Here is a 20,871-nt window from a genome sequence, read left to right on the forward strand (position 1 = left end):
GAGGTGACCGATGCTGGCGACCAGGTGATCGAAGGGGCCAATGCGGGGCTCGACAAGGTGTGGACCTCGTTGTCGAGCTACACCTTGTCGGCGAACGTGGAGAACCTGTACTACGGTGGCAGTGGTAATTTCAGCGGCACCGGTAACGGATTGGCGAATCTCCTGCAGGGTGGCGCGGGTAACGATGTGCTGATCGGCAAGGCAGGCGCCGACACGATGCTGGGCGGAGCTGGCAACGACATCTATGAGGTGACCGATGCTGGCGACCAGGTGATCGAAGGGGCCAATGCGGGGCTCGACAAGGTGTGGACCTCGTTGTCGAGCTACACCTTGTCGGCGAACGTGGAGAACCTGTACTACGGTGGCAGTGGTAATTTCAGCGGCACCGGTAACGGATTGGCGAATCTCCTGCAGGGTGGCGCGGGTAACGATGTGCTGATCGGCAAGGCAGGCGCCGACACGATGCTGGGCGGAGCTGGCAACGACATCTATGAGGTGACCGATGCTGGTGACCAGGTGATCGAAGGGGCCAATGCGGGGCTCGACAAGGTGTGGACCTCGTTGTCGAGCTACACCTTGTCGGCGAACGTGGAGAACCTGTACTACGGCGGCAGTGGCAACTTCGCCGGTACTGGCAACAGCCTTGACAACTTCCTGCAAGGAGGAGGAGGTAATGATGTGCTGCGGGGGGGCGTTGGAAACGACCTGTTAGTCGGAGGGCTAGGCGAGGATATGTTCATGTTCGGTGCCGGCTTCGGCCAGGACCGTATCCTGGACTTCGACGCCAACCCGGTGGGTGGCCAGGACCGCATCGACATCGCCGGAATGGGCATCACCGCGGCGACCTTCGCGGCGAACGTGGCGATCACCGATGTGGGGGCGGATACCCGGGTGGCGATCGGTGCCAACAGCATCACCCTGGTGGGGGTGGCCGATGCCACCACGGTGACTCAGGCGGACTTCATCGTCGGCTGAGGAGGCAGCCGACAGTAGGAGCGAGAGGCAAGTAACTGCGAAATGGGGCGCTTGTCGCCCCATTTCGCATTCACGGAATTGTAATAGAGCCTATATTTTCAGTGTGCGCGTAGAGGTTGCATGTTGCTTCCTGCAATGAGGGGCAGAGCTAGTGAGGTTCGGCAAAATTAATCCTGATTCTCCAACCCCTCGTGAACAAATGGGCCTCGCGACTGTCACACCCCGCTGGGTACAAGGGATAGGCCTGCTGCCTGCACAAGATGGACAGGGCGCTCCGGGAGGGAATTTATAAGTGATCGCATGCCATGCGATAGACCTGTTTTTAGATGGACCCCAGCCGACCTATGCCTGACCAACTGCAGCAACCCACCTATAACAACGATGAAATCGATCTGGTCGAATTGCTTCGATCACTGTTCCAGCAAAAGTACCTGATTCTAGCCATTGCCTGCGTGGTCACTTTGGGGGCATGTGCTTATGCCTTCCTGGCGACGCCGCACTACCAGGTGCAGAGCGTGCTGCGCCCGGTGGATCGCGGCAGCCTCGATGAGTTGAATGGCACAGGCGTCTACGAGTTGACGCCGGCCGAGGCATTGGGTCGAGTCGGCGCCGGGCTTTCTTCCTATGAAACCCGCCTCAAGTTCTTCCGTGAGAATCAACAGCTATTCACTGGCCTGGTCGAGCCTGGGCGCTCGCTTGAGCAAGTCTTTGAGGAGTTCAACCGTACGGCGTTTACAATGTTGCAGGTCGACCCGAAGAAGCCCAACAGTCTGAGCGAATTCGTTGGTGTCTCGCTGACTTACCCCAGGGGGGTAGATGGCGTGGCGGTAGTCAATGGCCTTGTCGCCTCCGTGCTGGAGGACGAGCGGGCGCGAATTGCGACCGACCTGAAGGTGCTGATAGCCAACCGCCTGCTCGCCCTCGAACAGAAGATCGAGGCGGCACGGGCCAGCTACGAGGCGAGCAAGCAGGCACAAATCGCCGGCCTGCTCGAGCAGGATGCCTTGCGTCGGGCACAACTGCAGGACGAGTTGCGGGCCCTGCGCAGCGAACTGAAAACGCGCCGGGAGAACCGCATTAAAAGCCTTGACGAAGCCATGCAAATCGCCGAATCGCTGGGCATTCGCAAACCTACTACCCCCTCGGCCATGGCTGACGCACAGCGACAGGGGCAGGTCGTGCGCACCGAAGTCAACAGTCGTGAAATTCCGCTGTACTTCATGGGCGTAGATGCATTGAAGGCCGAACGGCAGGCCCTCAGCGAACGTCGCTCCGACGATTTCAGCGAGCCGCGAATAGCCGAGATCGAGAAGGAACTGGCCCTGCTGAGCCGCAATCGGCAGGTGGAAGTCCTCGAGCAACGCAAGAATGAAGACCTGTACCTCAAAGACTTGGCGCAATGGCGGGAGGAGGCGGCGCAACTCAAAGGTATCAAGTTCGATACCAGCACCTTGCAGCTGGTCCGGCTGGACCAACAGGCGCTTGAACCGCTCAAAGCGGTCAAACCAAAGAAGGCACTGATCATCGGCCTGGGGGGGGGCGGTGGCCTGATGCTCGGCGTCTTCGCAGCATTGCTGCGTAACCTGCTGCGCCCCAGGCAAACCGCAAACCATCGGGCGTGATAGTAGGAAGCGCCTAGTGGCGACGTTGTGCCCACAGTTATTCCTTAGTCATGCGCAAGAGGCCACTGTCGCCCCATATGGACCAATGCCAGTCTCTACGCCGTTTTTACCGTCGATTTCATAGACCGTGTCTGCGCTAGCTGCTGCCGGAGGTCGATCTCCGGCCCGGTAGCCTTGTAGGAGCTAGCTTTGCTAGCGAAACGGGGTCATTCGCTGGCAAGCCAGCGCCTACAGGCCATGCAGCTATTTGCAACACTTGATGCAGGCATAGCCATTCCATACGCCAAGCGGTAGCTCTAATGGGGGCATTGACTCGCGGGTGCCGGGAAACTTTCCCGGCTCGCCGCGCGTTGGACGGCCTTCCAGCCGAAGGCTGCGACGCTGAAAAGCTCATCCATCTAAATGGCAGCGCGAGGGGGGAAGCCTGGCAGATGGTGATTGGGCGCCATCCGCCGGTAGAGTCAAGCGTCAATGTGCGAGATACCGTGCCATGCGCATGTCATAAAGTTCCCGTCCGTCTGTCAGTAGCTACCAGTTGATTGTCAAGGCTTGTAATGAAATGCGGTGTAGGCAAAATGCTGCCCAGTCCCTACTGGCGGGGGTGGGCATATGCCCGATGCCGTGCGCTCCAAAGTGAGCGGCCCATGGCAGAAGAGGGTTACAACGTGCTGCCAAGGATCGTTGTCCCCCGCTGGTGCATCAGTGACACACTTTTTTTGAAGATGGACCTCAAGCCGTGAACGCAATCTCCCCCGCCATACAGCAAGCCAGCAGCGACGAAATCGACCTGGCCGCGTTAATTCATTCGCTTTGGGAGCAGAAGTGGCTGGTCGCCCTGGTCACTCTGCTGGTTGGTTTGGTCGCGGCGGCCTACGCTTTCCTGGTCACCCCGGAATACCAGGTGCAAAGTGTGCTGCGTCCTGCGGCGCTCAAAGAGCTCGATGCCCTGAACCGCACTGGTGTTTACGAGCTGACGCCTGAACAAGCCATGCAGCGCGTTGGGGCAGCTTTGGAGTCCTATGACAGCCGTCTGGAGTTCTTCCGCGCCAACCAAGGTTTGTTCGAGGCCCTGCGCCAACCCAATCGCAGCCTCGAGCAAACCTTCGAAAGCTTCAATCGGGAGGCTTTCAAGATGCTGCAGCCCGACCCGAAGAAAACCAACAACCTCAGCGCTTATGTCGGCATCCAACTGACCTATCCGGCGGATGTCAATGGCGTTGCCTTGGTCAATGGCTTGGTCGACCACGTCATTCAGTCGGAGCGCGGGCGGATCGCTGCCGATCTGCAAACGGTGATTCAGAACCGTCTGAACCAGCTCGATCTGAAGATGGCCGCAGCCCGCGCCAGCTATGAAGCCAACAAGGAAGCCAGGATCGCCAAGCTGCTTGAAGCCGACAGCCTCAAGCGCGCGCAGTTGCAAGACGAACTCAAGGCCCTGCGCCAGCAGCTCAAGGCGCGCCGCAATAACCGCATCACCCAGCTTGACGAGGCGATCCGTATCGCCAAGGCGCTGGGTATCAGCAAACCCACCACGCCCTCCGCGCTGGGCGAGAGCGAGCGCGTAGCGCAAGGCAGCGTGATCCGTACCGAAGTCAACAACCAGCAGGTGCCGCTCTATTTCATGGGCAGCGAAGCCCTGGAGGCCGAGCGCAACGCCTTGCTCCAGCGTCGCTCCGACGACTTCACCGAGCCGCGCATTGCGCAGATCGCCAAGGAGCTGCAACTGCTGGCGAGTAACCGCCAGGTCGAAGTGCTCAAGCAGCGCGAAAACGAAGACCTGTTCCTCAAGGACCTGGCTATCTGGCGTGAGGAGGCGGCACGTTTGCGCAACCTCAACTTCGATGTAGCCGATCTCAAACTGGTATCAATCGATCAGATCGCCGTGGAACCCCTCAAGCCAATCAAGCCCAAGAAGGCGCTGGTCCTGGCTTTGGGCCTGGTGCTCGGCGGTGTGCTGGGTCTGTTCATCGCTCTGCTGCGCAATATGCTGCGTCGTAAACCCGATGCACTTGCTCTGGCGAACGCTGAGGGGGGCATATAGCTTGTAGAGGGGCTCTCTCCGCCTTCGCTGTCGTGCAGCACGTTGTGCAGGAGCCAATGTACTGGCGAACCATCAACAGGCACCAAGAGTTGTCAGAAAGTGATGGGGTCGCAGGGCGGACTCCCGGGCCCAGTGTACAGTCCGCCGTGCAGTCGATCGCGTGGCATGCGGTTACGCAAGCACGCCAGGCACACCGATGTCTTGTGCATGGTAGACCCAGAAATAGGCAGGGGGGGCTACTATCGAATCGAACACGCTGCCATAAAACAGGGATGAATCACCGGCACTGCTCCACCCGCCGGCATTGTTAACAGCCTAGCAGGGATCGACCACATGAATTGCCCCGACATCATGCACCATCGCGCAAAGAGCGGGGGACCGGTTTGCTGATAGACGCCCAGCGCAGGCTGCTGATCGATTGCAGCCTGTTCCTAAATGCGGAAGCATCGGCCGAAGGCAAATTCGCTGCTGAATGCCTGGCCATCGAATTTGCCATGGATACGATCAAGGCCCTGGTCGCCAATGGATGACGGTGAGCGCATGCCCAATTTGCTGTCTGCTGACTTCAAGGGGCCGATACTCTGCAGTGAGCCCACCGGCAATCCGCTGTCCATCGTGCTGGAGGAGGCCTTCAAGCTCAGTTTCGGCCGCGATCAAAAGCAGATCGAGCGCTACATCAAATTAATCGAGAAATGCATCATCGCCTTGCCCTGCAGACTTGCTTCGCCCTGCACGACACGTAAAGCCGGGTCCTCCACGACCTCAAGCCTTTCTTGGATAGCGAAGCGCTGCAATATGTGGGGCACAGAAACCGCTCGTCCGGTCATTGTCATTGCAGGGAACGGAATGTGCAGCAGCGGTCGAATCGTCAATTACCTGAAATCCATGCCGCGCGAACTGCGGCACTACGTGCCGAGTTGACCGTGCTGGAGCAGCGTAAGAATGATGCCCCCTTTATCGGCGAACTGCGCAGACTGGAAAATCAGATGGCGTTCCTTGGCGGCGTGGACGTGAATCCGGACAACGTTTCGGTGTACATCCTAGACAGCATCGCGGAAGTACCACAGACCCCGATCAAGCCGAAAAAGGCATTTATTCTGACACTGGACTTAGTCATAGTCGGGTTGCTCGGATTGTTTGTAGCATTAACTCGATCCGCGTTTCTCCGTCGTGGAGGTAGAAATCTTTAGAAGGATAGTACCAAGATTGGCAGTTCTCTGCCTCGAGTGAAGCAACCTAACCGGCCTCCTGCCTTCATTGACAGGCAGATTCCGCTTTGTTCTTTCAGGTAGTTCTATGGACGTTATGATCGATGATTAAGACATCATCTGCACTGAAGAAGGCTCTTAGAGCAGTATCCTTGCTATGGGCTGGTTCGTTACTCGGTGCAGGACTCGCGTTCTTTACACAAATAGTTCTGGCGCGAGAGTTGGCTCCATCGGGATACGGCGCCTTTGCTGCCGCATTAGCGACTGTTACGTTATTGGCCCCGCTTGCGGGTGTTGGCGTCCAAGGCTTTTGGTTGAAGGTTTTCGGTGCGGAAGGCTGGCATGCTGTTAGGTGGCTGTCCGCATCTTTCAGGGTGGTTTTGTTTAGTTCAATTACCACCGTGCTTTTACTCTTTGCCTGGGCATTGCTGGGAGGACATGCCAAGTCAACCAGCATTCTATTGATTTGTCTGCTACCCATAATTCCAGGCTACTTGTTTAATGAGTTGGTTAGCAGTAAGTTTCAGCTTGAGGAACGCTTCAGTTTGTTGGCTGCATGGCAACTGATTCCTCACTTTATACGATTAATGCTTATACTGTGCATTGTATTGATTGGATGGGACAAGCCCAGTGCGTTGACGATTGCTGCAGTATACGCTTTAGTTGCATTTCTCATTTGTGCAATTGGTTGCGTGAGTCTAAGAAAAATGGCAGGAGGCGATTTCGCTCTCAAAGGTCATTCTACTGTAACCAGTTATGAAGGGCATTCAGAGAAAGTTTTTGCATGTGATGTCATAGCTCAATCCTGGCCTTTCGGCCTGGCTGCCGTATTTCAACTTATCTACTTTCAAAGTGATGTGATTTTATTGAAGTATATGATTGGCGATGGCGCTGCTGGAGTCTATAACGTAGCATTTACGGTTATGGCTGCTGTGTACCTGCTGCCTAGCGTCATATATCAGAAGTTCTTACTGCCCAAAATGCATCGATGGGCAAACTCTGATCGCGCAAGATTTTATAAAGTATACCGTCAGGGAAGCTTTGCTATGTTGCTATTGGGGGTCGCAGCCATGCTGGTAATTTGGATTTCAGCATTCTGGGCCATCCCCTTGTTTTTTGGAAAGCAGTACACTGAGGCCGTAACGCTTCTTAATATATTGGCTCCTTGTGCTCCATTAATGTTCTTGGCCTTTAGCTTTGGCGGGGTACTGGTTACACAAGAAAACATGCGGCTAAAGGTAAAGGTGATGGGCGGTGTAGCGTTGATCAACGTGTTGATGAATCTTGCCTTGATACCGACTTGGGGAGCAACAGGGGCTGCTATATCGACGGTTCTAAGCTGCCTTGCTCTTATGAGTACATATTTCTGGTGTGCCCAAAAAATAGTTTTTGGGCAGAGTGAGGGGCGAGATAGTGAGTGTGATAGGGCTTTATGAATATCATTAAGTATATGAAGAACATGGCAAGACCCATGAGGGATCTTGCTCTATTGTTTGTTGACAGCTCTTATGATTTATATCGATATGCTAGATATTCGGGAATGCTCCATCGTAAGGGGCGGCAGGCTCGCGACTTCAAGACAATCAAGATCTACCATGCTCTTGAAAAAAGTTTAAGTTTTCGTAATCGTAAGTCTTCATCAGGCTGGGGGGTGGCGAACAGCTTGGTTGATTACCTCACTGATAGCAAGAGACATCATGGAAGTTACAGCTATCACGATAGAGTGGCCTTGAAAACGTTGAGCGACTTCTATGGTGCAGGACTGGACAAGGAAGCTGGTGGTAGTACACGGGCGTCCCTAAAAGACTTTGTTCTTCAGGCTCAGGAAGATATGGCAAAGGAAGGGGGAGTTATTCAGTACTCAAGACAACGCCTAACTGATGGCCAACTGGACGATCCTGAGCGTTTTTTCTTCAGCCGCTATTCTGTACGGGACTTCTCTACAGAGCCTGTGTCGCACGAAATTCTCAAACGGGCGTTGGCACTGGCCAGCAAGACACCGTCTGCCTGTAATAGACAGGGCTGGCACGTGTATCACGTAGATAGACGAGATAGAATTGATGAAGCTTTAAGCTTTCAGAATGGTAACCGCGGTTTTGGACATGAGGTTCCCTGTTTGCTAATTATTACTGCTGATGCGCGCGCTTTCGAGGCGTCAGTGGAGCGGAATCAGCAGCTTATAGATGGAGGGATGTATGCAATGTCCATTATTTCGGCTCTGCATTCTCTCGGCATTGGGACCTGTTGTTTGAACTGGAGCCAAGGGATGCGAGGTGATCTTATTTTTCGGCGTGCTATAAAAATCTCGCCTCATCATACGGTCGTCATGATGCTTGCTGTTGGATATCCTAGGGACTCATTAAAAGTTTGTTATTCGGCACGAACCTCTGTAGACGAAATATATACTTATCTCAATGACTAATGCCGGATTCCGCCTATGAAAATTGCTTTGGTTACTATTCACAATGCTAACAATTATGGCGCTATCTTTCAGGCCTTTGCCTTGCAGGAAGTGTTATCGAGGTATGGAGAAGTCGAAATAGTCGATTACGAAAATCGACACATCTCTCGGAGTTTTGATCTGGTTAGATTGAAGCCCACTCTTCATGGGGCCCTAGGGGCGGGCAAGGATATTTTTCGTATTTTTCCACGAGCCAGGGCTATTGAAAAATTTAAAGCCTTCATTCGAACAAACTTTAAGCTGACCGCTAGGTTAAGCCAGAGAGATTTACTTCAGAATGGATTAAAAGATTTCGATTGCTACGTAGCGGGAAGCGATCAGATTTGGAATCCTGCATGCGTGAGCGATAGAAGAGAGATTGATCCTGTATATTTTTTAGATTTTGCCTCAAATGGATGTAGAAAGATTTCTTATGCATCCAGTCTGGGTTCATATGTATATGATGAGAATGAAAAAATTATTCTGAAAAATCTACTTAGCGACTTTTCTAACATTTCAGTTCGAGAGAAAAGTGCCAAGGAGTTCTTGGATAGCTTGCTGGGCGGCGGAGTGTCGCATGTCTTGGATCCGACATTGCTGCTGTCTATGGAAGAATGGCTGGTGCGCCTAGATGTTAATAACTACAAGGCTAAACTTCCAGAGGAAAAGTATATTCTATTGTATACCGTACCTAAAGTCCCCCTAATTCGTAAGGCTGTAGACCTTGTCGCTAAAAAGATGGGGCTTAAAATAATTTCTCTAGATCAAGGATTATCTGCCGGAGCAGTGGTAGATCGTCAGATTCGGGATGCTGGCCCCCTAGAGTTCTTGAAGCTTTTTGCTGGTGCAGAATTTATTGTGACGGACTCTTTTCATGGGGTCTGTTTTTCCCTGAATTTTAATAAGCCATTTATGGCGATTTCTCCTGGCAAGCACTCGAATAGGTTGGAGAGCTTATTGGGGGGGGTGGGATTGACAAATCGACTGATCGGCTCAGAAGATGAGTTGAAAATATTTTCAGGGTTCGAGCCTGATTACTCTTATCGAGAAGCTTTGCAAAGTATGAGAGAAGCGTCGCTTAATTATCTTAAAAGTAGCCTAGAAGGAATGGAGGCTCGGAGCGCTAGGCTTAATCAATGAAATCCGTAGACTTGTGGATCCCAAGTGCCGCTCCGTTCTTTTTGTTTGGAGTGGTCTACTACCTCGTCTCCCCTGCTATTGCTCTTGGATTACTTGCCGAGAACAGAGTTATTTCTGCTGCAATAGAGTATATTGGGGAGGACTATTTTGGATGGGCCTACTTCATCGATATCCTATTGATAGTCCTATCCTTTTTCTCGGGGTATTTCCTCTTTAAAAGAGGTCGAAAGGCTAGGGCAGAAAGCATCGTTGACTTTTCTGCATCATTTAAGCTTAGCCCAATACTTTTGTTCTTCCTGCTTTCAATGCTCCTAATGTTTTTCGTCTATCGAGCAATGGCTGTGGGTGCTGTATTTTTTTCCGGGTATGCGAATTATGATATCTTGGTTTTAGGGCCGTTTGCTACATTGATTTTCTTGTCTGCACTATTTCACAACTATTTCAAAAGCAGGATTGCCAAGATTTCTTTTTTCTTGGTCTTTTTGGCTTCTTCCTTTTTTATGCTTAGCCTAGGGTCAAGAATGTTTTTTGTGCTGGGCTCCATGACAATAGCTCTTGGGTTGCTCTCAAGGAATAAGGGTGCACTTAAAAGCCCTTTGCTTTATTTGGGATGCGGTGCTTTTTTGTGTTTAGTTGTTAGTGTAGGAGTATGGCGTTCCGGTGGCAATATTTCTCTGGAGGCGCTTCTAACTGTCTTTTTTGCAGAACCGATTTTCACCGCCGCCAGTGGAGCAGCCTATATGAATAATTTAGGCGAGAGACCTGTCCTTGGTGCGCCACTTGATGTCCTAGCGTCACTTGTCAACTTCATACCTTCATTTGTTTATCCTGAAAAAGTCTTGATTATCGAGAAGCTTATATACGACGAAAACAAATTTTCTCCCTTTGGTGCGAGTTCTATAATTGTAAATGTATACTCAAACTTTGGCATGTTATATCCTCTGTATTTTCTGTGCGTAGGGGGGCTGGTTGGTGGACTAAATAGGAGGGCGCACTTCTCGGTCTTTTATCGCTCTATATATTTATCCATTCTTCCTCTTCTTATGTTCCATTTTTTTAGGGAGAATTTTATGACCGTACTTAAGGTCTCTTTATTTAACGGATTCATCCTTCCGTTCTTGATTGTCATTTTTATATATATTTTTTTCGGTACTCCGCGTAGCGAGGCGCTGACCAAGTGAAAATCAAGGTTCTGTGTTTTGTTGGGTATTACCTTCCGGGCTATAAAGCCGGAGGCCCGCTACGAACCATTTCTAACATGGCGCTGCACCTCAAGGATGATATTGAATTCTGGATTGTTACCAGGGATAGAGACTTGGGTGATGGACTGCCTTACTCCAATGTCAGGGTCAATGAGTGGCAGGATATCCATGGAGCGAACGTGTACTACCTCTCTCCAGAGTGTTGCACAGTACGACATATTGCTAGAGTGATATCTGAAACCCCTCATGATGTTCTGTATCTTAATAGCTTTTATGACCCTATTTTTACAATAAAGCCTCTACTGGTTCGGCGGATTCTTGGCATCGCTACGAAACCCTGCGTCGTTGCTCCTCGCGGAGAGTTTTCAATTGGGGCCATCGCTCTCAAGGCAAAAAAGAAGAAACTTTATAATTTAGTCAGCGGTTTCTTTGAGCTCTATAAGGGTGTGACCTTTCAGGCTTCCAGTGAGCACGAAGCGCAAGATATAGTGCGGGTCCTAGGGGTGGATCGCACCCGCATAGAGATAGCGATCGACTTGCCGGAGTTGGATCTGCCTCTAGAAACTGATTTCGATTCGGCAGCTGAGCGTGATGCCGGTAAGGCGCTGAGGGTTATTTTCTTATCGAGAATTTCCCCTAAAAAGAATCTTGACTTCGCTATCAAGGCGCTCTCATTCACGCATAGGGCGATTGAGTTTCATATCTATGGCCCCATAGAGGATGATGCTTATTGGCGGGAATGTCAGGCATTGTTTCCCGGGCTGCCTCCTAATGTTTCTGTGAGCTATTGTGGGAGCGTGCTGCCCACTGAGACCAAAAAAATATTCTCGCGTTATGATTTGTTCTTTTTTCCGACGCATGGTGAAAACTATGGGCATGTCATCGCTGAGTCGCTGAGTGTGGGCACTCCTGTTCTACTCAGCGACCAGACCCCATGGTTGGATCTAGAGTCGCAGGGGTTGGGGTGGGATATTCCTTTGGGCTCTCCTAAGGTTTTTGCAGAGCAGATTGATAAGTTTACAAGTCTGGAACCTGCCATTCGGTGTCAGCAACGCACCGTTGTTCGGGCCCAAGCTCGAAAGTTGTTGCAGAACCCAGAGATCGTGGAAGCTAATCGTAATTTGTTTCGCGCAAGGTTAAAGTTTTGAGGATTCTTGTCCTTTCTCAATATTTCAGTCCTGAGAGCTTCATCATTAACGATGTGGCACGTACGCTCGTTGCTCAAGGGCACGAAGTCAGCGTAGCTACAGGTAAACCAAACTATCCAGACGGCGAGGTTTTTCCCGGTTATCGGGCTAGTGGGATTCAACGTGACGTTTTTGCAGAGACGGTAGAGGTAATTCGGATTCCGCTATGGCCGCGAGGTAAGGGTGGTGCTAGAAATTTGATCCTGAATTACCTCTCGTTTGTCCTCTGCGGGATTTTCTTTTTTCCGTGGCTACTGAGAAAACGCAAGTTTGACGCCATTCTGGTTTTCGCACTATCACCGATTACCCAAGTCATTCCAGCCATACTTCTCAAATGGTTGAAGAAAACTCATCTGGCAGTATGGGTTCAAGACCTGTGGCCAGAAAGCCTTGCGGCCACAGGGTTCGTCAGGCACCCGCACCTTCTCAAGGCAGTTGGCTATCTCGTCAGAGGGATTTATGCGGGGTGCGATACCTTGCTGGTTCAATCCCGGGCATTCGTCGGCCCCGTGGCGCGCTATGCGCAGCGCGACAAGATCATCTACTACCCCAATTCAATGCCACGGCAGGTTCCAGTCCAAACTGTGGAGAGAATTTCGCCCGAATTGGCCAGGGAGCTTGACCAACATTTCAGTGTTGTTTTCGCGGGTAATCTGGGAACGGCCCAAGCCGTCGAGACGCTGCTCGAAACTGCCATACAACTGAAACACGATCCTGAAATCCGCTTGGTACTCGTCGGCAGCGGTAGCCGGTTCTCCTGGTTGCAGGCGCAGAAACAGTCGCACCAACTGGATAACTTGCTGTTGCCTGGGCGTTTTCCGATGGAAGCGATGCCGCAGATATTCGAACGTGCAGCAGCCTTACTGGTGTCCCTAAAGGATGAGGAAATCTTCGCCCAGACGATACCGAGCAAGATCCAGGCTTATCTTGCGGCGGGGCGACCGATTATCGCTTCATTGCGTGGCGAGGGAGCACGGGTCGTAGCTGAGGCGGGTGCGGGGGAGGCTTGTGAGCCGGAAAATCCTGCCGCATTGGCAGCATTGATCCGCTCCATGAAAGGTCGACCTGCTGCCGAGCTGCAAGCCATGGGGCTGGCGGGCAAGGCATATTTCAATGAACACTTCGAGATGAGCAGCCAGGTGACGCGCCTGGTGGAGATTCTTGAGGCTCGGGCCAAGGGATAATATTGATGCGCATATTGGTATTGGGCATAACCGGCATGCTGGGCAGTGCCGTATATAAAACGTTTAGCCAAGATCCGGCGTATGAAGTCTGGGGCACAATGCGTAGTGCCGGGGCGCTGCAGCATTTCTCCGAGCAGAGCCGATCACGCCTGCTGACCGGAGTCGATGTACTTGATCAGGATGCACTGGTCAGTGCGCTGGAGGGTGTCCGTCCGGATGTCGTCATCAACTGCGTCGGGCTGATCAAACAGTTGGCCGACGCCAAAGATCCGCTTTCGGCTTTGCCGATTAACTCCATGCTGCCGCATCGCTTGGCGAAACTCTGTGGACTGGCCGGCGCGCGTTTGATCCATGTGAGCACGGATTGTGTGTTCTCTGGTCGTAAGGGAATGTATGCCGAGGCTGACCTGTCAGACGCGGAAGATCTGTATGGCAAGTCCAAGTACATTGGCGAACTGCACGAGTTGCCGCACGCGGTCACGCTGCGCACCTCGATCATCGGGCATGAGCTTGGCACCCACTTCTCGTTGATCGACTGGTTTCTTTCGCAGACTGGCCCAGTCAAGGGCTATGCCAAAGCCATATTTTCCGGCATGCCAACTGTTGAACTGGCTCGTGTGATGAAGGATTACGTGATTCCGAATCCCGAGTTGCACGGTTTGTATCATGTATCGGTTGAGCCTATCGACAAACTGTCGCTGCTCCGGCTGGTCAGCGAGGTCTATGGGCATAAAATCGAAATCATTCCAGATGAGCAAGTGTGTATTGACCGCTCGTTGGATTCGTCTCGATTCCGCCAGGCAACCGGTTATGTACCACCAGCTTGGCCTGAACTGGTCAAGATGATGTATAGCCAGCGTTGATTATTATATTTTCGAGTGTGGTGACTGTTTATGTTCGATGACAAGGTCTTGATGATTACCGGCGGTACTGGTTCCTTCGGTAATACGGTGTTGAAGCGTTTCCTTGATACGAATGTCAAGGAAATTAGGGTGTTCAGCCGGGATGAAAAGAAGCAGGAAGATATGCGTATCGCCTTGGCCAATGACAAGGTCAAGTTCTATATCGGCGATGTGCGAGATTACAGCAGTGTTTCTCAGGCCATGGCCGGTGTTGACTATATCTTCCATGCGGCGGCTCTGAAGCAGGTGCCCTCTTGCGAGTTTTATCCTATGGAGGCGGTCCGTACCAATGTTATTGGCACGGAAAATGTGCTGAACGCTGCGGTTGCCACAGGCGTCAAGCGTGTGGTGGTTCTTAGCACGGATAAGGCGGTATATCCGATTAACGCCATGGGTATCTCCAAGGCAATGGCGGAAAAACTGATGGTTGCCAAGTCGCGTATGATTCCGGAGTCTGGCCCAGTTTTATGTGCGACTCGCTATGGCAATGTTATGGCCTCACGTGGTTCTGTGATTCCACTATTCATCAATCAACTTAAAGGTGCCGAACCCCTTACCGTCACCGATCCGAACATGACCCGCTTTCTAATGTCGCTGGAAGACTCGGTCGATCTGGTGTTGCATGCCTTCGAACATGCAGAGCAGGGTGATATCTTTGTACAGAAGGCTCCAGCCTCTACGGTGGCCGACTTGGCTCAAGCGCTTAAAGAACTGTTTTCCCGCGATAACCCTGTGAAGGTAATCGGTACGCGGCATGGTGAGAAGCTTTATGAATCACTGATTTCCCGCGAGGAAATGGCCAAGGCTGAGGACATGGGGCGTTATTACCGAATTCCAGCGGATAACCGCGACCTCAACTATAAAAAGTTCTTCGTTGAGGGTGAACAGCATATTTCCGAGCTGGATGACTACACCTCGCATAATACGGAGCGTCTGAATGTTCAGGACGTTAAGAACGTTCTGTTGAAGTTGGATTACATTCGGGAGGAGCTCAATGCTTAAGGTAATGACGCTGGTCGGTACCCGCCCGGAACTGATCAAGATGAGCCGTGTAATCGCAGAGCTGGACAAGCAGGTGCAGCATGTACTGGTACATTCTGGCCAGAATTACGATTACGAACTGAATCAGGTATTTTTTGATGATCTGGAAATTCGCAAGCCGGATCATTTCCTCGGGGCTGCTGGTGATACCGCTGCCAAGACTATTGCCGAGGTGATCGCCAAGGCCGATGAAGTTTTCGAGTTGGAAAAGCCCGACGCGCTTTTGCTCTATGGCGATACCAATACCTGCCTGGCAGTGATTGCGGCCAAGCGCCGAAAGATTCCGGTTTTCCATATGGAGGCAGGTAATCGCTGTTTCGATCAGCGGGTGCCAGAGGAGTTGAACCGCAAGGTCCTCGACCATTTGAGCGACATCAATATGGTGCTGACCGAGCATGCACGGCGTTACCTGATTGCGGAAGGGATTCGTCCGGAAACCATCATCAAGACCGGTTCGCATATGGAGGAAGTGCTGGATTACTACATGCCGCGCATCCAGGCTTCCGATGTGTTGCAACGAGAAGGACTGGAAGAGGGCGGGTTCTTTATCGTCAGTACCCATCGGGAAGAGAACGTCGATACGCCGGAGAACCTGCGCGATTTGCTGGAAACCCTGCGCTCGCTCGCCGAGACCTATCAGTACCCGATCATCGTCTCTACACACCCTCGCACCCGCAAGCGCCTCGAGGTGCTGGGCGAGTCGCTTGAACATCCGCTGATTCGCTTCGTCAAGCCGTTCGGTTTGCTGGATTACATCAAGCTGCAAATGTCGGCTTTCTGTGTTCTTTCCGATAGCGGAACCATCACCGAAGAGGCCTCATTGCTCAACCTGCCGGCCATCACGATTCGCAACGCGCACGAGCGACCGGAAGGCATGGATGAAGGCACGCTAATCATGAGTGGCCTGAAAAAAGAACGCGTGCTCGATGCGGTGCGTGTGGTGACCAGCCAGCATTATCGTGCCCGCCGCGTGATGCCCGTGGTGAAAGATTACCAAGCGGGGCCAGTTTCGAAGCAGGTTGTCAGGGTGGTGCTCAGCTACACGGATTACATCAATCGTACAGTTTGGTCGAAAGCCTGAGCATTGCCGAGGTAGAGAAATGCGTGTTTTGTTGACGGGAGCTACTGGCTTTATCGGGAGTGGACTGCTTCAGCGATTATTGCAGGATGGACTGCACTTGCCCGTTGCAGCTATTCGTCGTCCATCAGCTGATTTACATTCTGATGTTCCCTGCATTCATGTGGGTGAGCTTTCTCTAAATACCGATTGGTCGGTTGCACTTACCGGTGCCGACGTTGTAGTTCATGCTGCAGCCCGAGCTCATGTTATTAAAGAAAGCTCATCTGATCCGTTAGCTGAGTTTCGTTCTGTAAACCTTGACGGAACCTTAGCACTTGCGAATCAAGCTGCGCTCGCGGGTGTAAAGCGCTTTGTTTTTATTAGCTCAATCGGTGTTAATGGTAATCAAAGTTTTCGTCCTTTTAAAGTGGATGATACACCTAACCCTGTTGAACCTTATGCTATATCCAAACTTGAGGCTGAGCTAGGGTTACGTAGGTTGACGGCCGAAACTGGTATGGAAGTAGTGATTATTCGGCCTCCATTGGTATACGGACCCCAAGCTCCTGGTAACTTTGCACGATTGATAAACATTGTTGCTAAAGGGATTCCTCTACCTTTTGGGGCTATCCATAACCAGCGCAGCTTAGTTTCCTTGGACAATCTAGTTGATCTGATCGTGACCTGTATCGATCATCCCGCGGCGGCTAACCAGACTTTCCTGGTAAGCGATGGCGAGGACCTCTCGACCACTGAACTGTTGCGCAGAATGGGCGCTGCCTTGGGTAAGCCGGCCCGTTTGCTACCGGTTCCGAGTTGGTTGCTGGAGGCAGGGGCTGTGATGTTGGGGAAGAAGGCTCTTTACCAGCGCTTGTGCGGCTCCCTGCAGGTCGATATCAGCAAAACTCGTGAGTTATTGGGTTGGGAACCGCCGATTAGCGTTGATGCGGCTCTGCGCAAGACGGCAAAGCATTTTCTAGAGCATCATGCCGGGTGATGTTGTTCAGAAAGACATCGCCGTGCACATCCAGAAGCCTGAATCTGATGATTGACCGCGATGAATTGTCAACGCTTGATTTCAAGGTTTCGCTTGTTCAGTGACCATTCGCGATGGGAGAAGCTGCTCGATAGAGCAGCTGACATTTTGGGCCCTGGTTTTGTTTTAGCTGCTTCAGGAATTTGACCTGTGATAACGATTTGGTGGCTGCTGCCGGCTTTGGCCGGCGTTTCTCTTTTCCTGACGGGGGTCTTGCGTCGTTATGCCTTGGCGCGCAGCTTGATGGATATTCCCAATGGGCGCAGTTCACACTCGGTGCCCACGCCACGCGGGGGCGGGGTGGCCATTGTGCTCAGCTTTCTGGCGGCGCTACCGCTTTTGGCGTTAGTTGGTGTGTTGGCGTGGCCGGTGATGTGGGCGTTGCTGGGAGCGGGGGGCTGGGTCGCGGTAGTAGGGTTTCTCGATGACCATGGGCATATCGCTGCGCGCTGGCGGCTGTTGGCTCATTTCATCGGCGCTGGCTGGGCGTTGGGCTGGCTGGGTGGTTTGCCGCCTCTGGTGATCTTTGGCTTTGACCTGGACTTGGGTTGGCTGGGATACGCGCTGGCAGCGTTTTACCTGGTCTGGCTGCTCAATCTGTATAACTTCATGGATGGCATTGACGGTATTGCCAGCGTGGAGGCGATATGCGTGTGCCTGGGCGGCGCGCTGCTCTATCTATTAATGGGCGAGGGGGGCGCGGCTCTGGCTCCCTTGTCGCTGGCGCTGGCGGTAGCGGGTTTCCTGTTCTGGAATTTCCCTCCGGCACGCATTTTCATGGGGGATGCCGGTAGTGGCTTCCTCGGTATTGCGCTGGGCGTGCTCTCGCTGCAAGCGGCCTGGGTGGCACCGCAACTGTTGTGGAGTTGGTTGATTCTTTTGGGCGTTTTCATCGTCGATGCCACCTGGACACTCTTCCGCAGGCTGCTGCGGGGCGACAAGGTGTACGAGGCCCATCGCAGCCATGCATACCAATACGCATCGCGCGAATTTGGCAAACACTTGCCGGTGACGCTGGCTGTGGCTGGGCTCAACCTTTTCTGGCTGCTTCCGATTGCCCTTTGGGTCGGGTTGGGGGGGCTGGATGGCGCCCTGGGATTACTGGTGGCTTACCTGCCGTTGGTGTGGCTGGCGGTAAGGTTCAAGGCTGGGCAGCGGGAGTAGAATAGCTCCTCACCTCGGGCAGCTCCCCGGAGGAGAGGGGGAGGCGAGTTCGTTGCCGGGTGTTAGGAGCGCCAACAATGAGTGGGATGGAGTCCTTGCAGCAGCACTGTTTACCAGTGTCGGTTCCGGGCGAGGGCGACTGCACGTTTGGCGCCGAAGGTTAATAGCGCTGCTGCAGATCCGTCTGTTGGTTTGTTAACGATTTCGAGGACGCTCTAGTGTTAAGGACTGCTGATAAGGTGCGCGAAAGGTTGTTGCGATTGCCGCGTCGCTATAAGCGCTTGTTGCAGGTGATCACTGATGTGGTGCTGGTTTGGGCCGCATTATGGTTGGCGTTTGTCGTGCGCCTGGGCACCGACAACCTGATTCATCCGTTGGGAGGCCACCTCTGGCTGTTTGTGGCTGCCCCGCTGATCGCCATCCCACTATTTGTGCGGTTTGGTATGTACCGGGCAGTGATGCGTTACTTCGGTAACGATGCGCTGCTTGCTATTGCCAAGGCTGTTTCCATCTCCGCCTTGTGCCTCGCCCTTGCGGTGTATTGGTATCGCGATGCACCGATGACTGTCCCCCGTTCACTGGTGTTCAACTACTGGTGGCTGAGTCTGGTGATGCTTGGCGGCTTACGATTGGCAATGCGCCAGTACTTCATGGGCGATTGGTTTTCAGCCAACAACCCGATGCCATTCATGAACCGTGATGACGGTCTACCCAAGGTGGCGATCTATGGCGCCGGGGCTGCCGGTAACCAGTTGGTAAGTGCCTTGCGTATGGGGCGCGCGATGCGTCCGGTGGCGTTCATAGACGACGACAGCGGTATTGCCGATCGGGTAATCGCCGGGCTGCGGGTTTTCAAGCCCAAGCACATTCAACAGATGATCGAGGAAACGGGGGCGCAGGAGATCTTGCTGGCGATTCCCTCGGCTTCCCGTGCTCGTCGGCGTGAAGTGTTGGAGCTTCTTGAACGGTTCCCGCTGCATGTGCGCAGTATTCCGGGCTTTATGGATCTGGCCAGCGGGCGGGTGAAGGTTGATGACATCCAGGAAGTGGACATCGTCGACTTGCTCGGTCGTGATGCGGTTCCGCCGCAACAGGAGTTGTTCGAGCGTTGCATTCGTGACCAGACCGTACTGGTGACCGGTGCTGGTGGTTCGATCGGTTCTGAGTTGTGCCGCCAGATCCTGGCGAGCGAACCCACAACTCTGCTGCTGGTCGAGCACAGCGAGTTCAATCTGTACAGCATCCATGCGGAGCTCGAGCAACGGATCGAGCGTGAGTCCTTGCCGCTACGCTTGGTGCCGATCCTCGGCTCCGTCCGCAATCCGGACCGACTGCTGGACATTATGCGGACTTGGCAGGTGGATACTGTCTACCATGCGGCTGCCTACAAGCATGTGCCGATGGTGGAGCACAACATCGCCGAGGGCGTGCTGAACAATGTCATGGGCACTCTTTATACCGCTCAGGCTGCAGTGAAGGCTGGTGTTGAGAATTTTGTGCTGATTTCCACCGACAAGGCGGTGCGACCGACGAATGTGATGGGCAGCACCAAGCGTTTGGCCGAGATGGTTCTGCAGGCATTGAGCCGGGAATCTGCTCCGGTATTGTTTGCAGACAAGGAAGCCGTCCATCAGGTCAACAAGACCCGTTTCACTATGGTGCGTTTCGGGAATGTGCTGGGCTCCTCGGGCTCAGTGATCCCGCGGTTCTATTCGCAAATTCGTCATGGTGGGCCGGTGACGGTCACGCATCCCAATATCACCCGTTACTTCATGACGATTCCCGAGGCTGCCCAGCTGGTGATTCAAGCCGGCTCTATGGGGCAGGGCGGGGATGTTTTCGTGTTGGATATGGGCGAGCCGGTGAAGATTCTCGAACTGGCGGAAAAGATGATTCATCTTTCCGGCTTGAGTGTGCGTTCGGAGAAGAATCCTCACGGGGACATAGCCATCGAATTCACTGGCTTGCGGCCTGGCGAGAAGCTGTATGAGGAATTGCTGATCGGCGATAACGTCAGTCCGACCGATCACTCGATGATCATGCGGGCCGATGAGGAGCATCTGACTTGGGATTCTCTCAAGTCAGTGCTGGCAGCGTTGCTCGAGGCCGTTCAGCGGGACGATTACGCCAAAGTCCGTCAATTGCTGCGAGAGACCGTCAGCGGTTATACCCCGGAAGGAGAAATCGTCGACTGGATTCATCAGCAGCGTCGGATCGAGCCCTGATCGTCGGCAGGTTGGAACCGACATCGAGAACGCATTTCCTCAGTTCTGGATTTCATTGAACTCGGGAAACCATCTACGTCATTAGGATGTGGTCATGCTGTAGGAGCGAGCTCTGCTCGCGAAAGATCGTGCTTGGGCTGTTCGCGAGCAGAGCTCGCTCCTACGGAATGCATGTTTCGAACTTGGGAGGCCGTAGAGCTCGGGTGAAATCCGGAGAAGTACCTGCCGTCCATACCCAGATTGCATCCGTATGAATTGCCAGCCTGCTCCGAGATGCCCCCTTATAGGGGGCTAAACGCAAGTCCATGTTCTACCAGCATGGATGTTTATTCCTGGCGTGACAAAGTTGCTAGAGTCCTTCGGCTTCAAGTAGCTCTGCGGCGCTTGATATCCCGAACAGCCGGTGCGTATTTTGTACAAGCCGCCATTCGCAGCGGTCGTAGT

18 protein-coding genes are annotated in these 20,871 nt (G+C 53.0%); all 18 read left to right on the forward strand.

Annotation, left to right across the window (positions count from 1 at the left end; translation table 11 throughout):
* Positions 1 to 975: calcium-binding protein (locus ACFW0B_RS08955; protein ID WP_449147561.1), on the forward strand; the 975-nt coding region annotated here is incomplete at its 5' end.
* Between the two features lie 344 nt (positions 976 to 1,319).
* The gene (locus ACFW0B_RS08960; protein ID WP_449147562.1) at positions 1,320 to 2,597 is read left to right on the forward strand and encodes a Wzz/FepE/Etk N-terminal domain-containing protein; all 1,278 of its coding nucleotides are present in this window, start codon (positions 1,320 to 1,322) and stop codon (positions 2,595 to 2,597) included.
* A 736-nt stretch (positions 2,598 to 3,333) separates the two neighbouring features.
* Positions 3,334 to 4,638 carry a Wzz/FepE/Etk N-terminal domain-containing protein gene (locus tag ACFW0B_RS08965; RefSeq protein WP_449147563.1) on the forward strand — a complete coding sequence of 435 codons (1,305 nt, stop codon included), beginning with the start codon at positions 3,334 to 3,336 and terminating at the stop codon, positions 4,636 to 4,638.
* A gap of 383 nt (positions 4,639 to 5,021) precedes the next feature.
* Positions 5,022 to 5,168, forward strand: coding sequence for a hypothetical protein (locus ACFW0B_RS08970; RefSeq protein WP_449147564.1), 147 nt, complete (start codon positions 5,022 to 5,024; stop codon positions 5,166 to 5,168).
* Between the two features lie 10 nt (positions 5,169 to 5,178).
* On the forward strand, positions 5,179 to 5,559 hold the full coding sequence (locus tag ACFW0B_RS08975; protein WP_449147565.1) for a hypothetical protein: 381 nt from the start codon (positions 5,179 to 5,181) through the stop codon (positions 5,557 to 5,559).
* A gap of 2 nt (positions 5,560 to 5,561) precedes the next feature.
* On the forward strand, positions 5,562 to 5,828 hold the full coding sequence (locus tag ACFW0B_RS08980; RefSeq protein WP_449147566.1) for a GNVR domain-containing protein: 267 nt from the start codon (positions 5,562 to 5,564) through the stop codon (positions 5,826 to 5,828).
* Between the two features lie 122 nt (positions 5,829 to 5,950).
* On the forward strand, positions 5,951 to 7,282 hold the full coding sequence (locus ACFW0B_RS08985; RefSeq protein ID WP_449147567.1) for a flippase: 1,332 nt from the start codon (positions 5,951 to 5,953) through the stop codon (positions 7,280 to 7,282).
* The gene (locus ACFW0B_RS08990) at positions 7,279 to 8,268 is read left to right on the forward strand and encodes a nitroreductase family protein (RefSeq protein ID WP_449147568.1); all 990 of its coding nucleotides are present in this window, start codon (positions 7,279 to 7,281) and stop codon (positions 8,266 to 8,268) included. The genes ACFW0B_RS08985 and ACFW0B_RS08990 overlap by 4 nt, the downstream gene beginning before the upstream one ends.
* A 15-nt stretch (positions 8,269 to 8,283) precedes the next feature.
* A complete protein-coding gene (locus ACFW0B_RS08995; RefSeq protein ID WP_449147569.1) occupies positions 8,284 to 9,426 on the forward strand; it encodes a polysaccharide pyruvyl transferase family protein in 1,143 nt (380 codons plus the stop codon).
* Complete coding sequence (locus ACFW0B_RS09000; protein ID WP_449147570.1) at positions 9,423 to 10,607, forward strand: O-antigen polymerase; 1,185 nt, start codon at positions 9,423 to 9,425, stop codon at positions 10,605 to 10,607. Before ACFW0B_RS08995 ends, ACFW0B_RS09000 begins: the two co-directional genes overlap by 4 nt.
* A complete protein-coding gene (locus ACFW0B_RS09005) occupies positions 10,604 to 11,776 on the forward strand; it encodes a glycosyltransferase family 4 protein (RefSeq protein WP_449147571.1) in 1,173 nt (390 codons plus the stop codon). Before ACFW0B_RS09000 ends, ACFW0B_RS09005 begins: the two co-directional genes overlap by 4 nt.
* Positions 11,773 to 12,999, forward strand: coding sequence for a glycosyltransferase family 4 protein (locus ACFW0B_RS09010; protein ID WP_449147572.1), 1,227 nt, complete (start codon positions 11,773 to 11,775; stop codon positions 12,997 to 12,999). Before ACFW0B_RS09005 ends, ACFW0B_RS09010 begins: the two co-directional genes overlap by 4 nt.
* Positions 13,000 to 13,004: 5 nt before the next feature.
* Positions 13,005 to 13,862, forward strand: a complete 858-nt coding sequence (locus ACFW0B_RS09015; RefSeq protein WP_449147573.1) for a dTDP-4-dehydrorhamnose reductase family protein — start codon at positions 13,005 to 13,007, stop codon at positions 13,860 to 13,862.
* Positions 13,863 to 13,892: 30 nt separating this feature from the next.
* Positions 13,893 to 14,903, forward strand: coding sequence for a polysaccharide biosynthesis protein (locus ACFW0B_RS09020; RefSeq protein ID WP_449147574.1), 1,011 nt, complete (start codon positions 13,893 to 13,895; stop codon positions 14,901 to 14,903).
* The gene (gene wecB, locus ACFW0B_RS09025; protein WP_449147575.1) at positions 14,896 to 16,023 is read left to right on the forward strand and encodes a non-hydrolyzing UDP-N-acetylglucosamine 2-epimerase; all 1,128 of its coding nucleotides are present in this window, start codon (positions 14,896 to 14,898) and stop codon (positions 16,021 to 16,023) included. The genes ACFW0B_RS09020 and wecB overlap by 8 nt, the downstream gene beginning before the upstream one ends.
* A gap of 19 nt (positions 16,024 to 16,042) precedes the next feature.
* Positions 16,043 to 16,999 (forward strand): UDP-glucose 4-epimerase family protein, encoded by a 957-nt coding sequence (locus tag ACFW0B_RS09030; protein WP_449147576.1) that lies wholly within the window; start codon positions 16,043 to 16,045, stop codon positions 16,997 to 16,999.
* A 192-nt stretch (positions 17,000 to 17,191) separates the two neighbouring features.
* Entirely contained in the window at positions 17,192 to 18,202 is a 1,011-nt protein-coding gene (locus tag ACFW0B_RS09035) for an MraY family glycosyltransferase (RefSeq protein WP_449147717.1), read from the forward strand.
* Between the two features lie 218 nt (positions 18,203 to 18,420).
* Positions 18,421 to 20,427, forward strand: coding sequence for a polysaccharide biosynthesis protein (locus ACFW0B_RS09040; RefSeq protein ID WP_449147577.1), 2,007 nt, complete (start codon positions 18,421 to 18,423; stop codon positions 20,425 to 20,427).
* Positions 20,428 to 20,871 lie beyond the last annotated feature (444 nt).

Source organism: Metapseudomonas phytobenefica, assembly GCF_043392685.1.
Lineage (GTDB): Bacteria > Pseudomonadota > Gammaproteobacteria > Pseudomonadales > Pseudomonadaceae > Metapseudomonas.

Excerpts from the sequence above, each read along its gene's own strand:
- ACFW0B_RS08960 (WP_449147562.1), top strand. The coding sequence starts at position 1,320 with ATGCCTGACCAACTGCAGCAACCCACCTATAACAACGATGAAATCGAT.
- ACFW0B_RS08975 (WP_449147565.1), top strand. The coding sequence starts at position 5,179 with ATGCCCAATTTGCTGTCTGCTGACTTCAAGGGGCCGATACTCTGCAGT.
- ACFW0B_RS08985 (WP_449147567.1), top strand. The coding sequence starts at position 5,951 with ATGATTAAGACATCATCTGCACTGAAGAAGGCTCTTAGAGCAGTATCC.
- ACFW0B_RS08990 (WP_449147568.1), top strand. The coding sequence starts at position 7,279 with ATGAATATCATTAAGTATATGAAGAACATGGCAAGACCCATGAGGGAT.
- ACFW0B_RS08995 (WP_449147569.1), top strand. The coding sequence starts at position 8,284 with ATGAAAATTGCTTTGGTTACTATTCACAATGCTAACAATTATGGCGCT.
- ACFW0B_RS09000 (WP_449147570.1), top strand. The coding sequence starts at position 9,423 with ATGAAATCCGTAGACTTGTGGATCCCAAGTGCCGCTCCGTTCTTTTTG.
- ACFW0B_RS09015 (WP_449147573.1), top strand. The coding sequence starts at position 13,005 with ATGCGCATATTGGTATTGGGCATAACCGGCATGCTGGGCAGTGCCGTA.
- ACFW0B_RS09020 (WP_449147574.1), top strand. The coding sequence starts at position 13,893 with ATGTTCGATGACAAGGTCTTGATGATTACCGGCGGTACTGGTTCCTTC.
- wecB (WP_449147575.1), top strand. The coding sequence starts at position 14,896 with ATGCTTAAGGTAATGACGCTGGTCGGTACCCGCCCGGAACTGATCAAG.
- ACFW0B_RS09030 (WP_449147576.1), top strand. The coding sequence starts at position 16,043 with ATGCGTGTTTTGTTGACGGGAGCTACTGGCTTTATCGGGAGTGGACTG.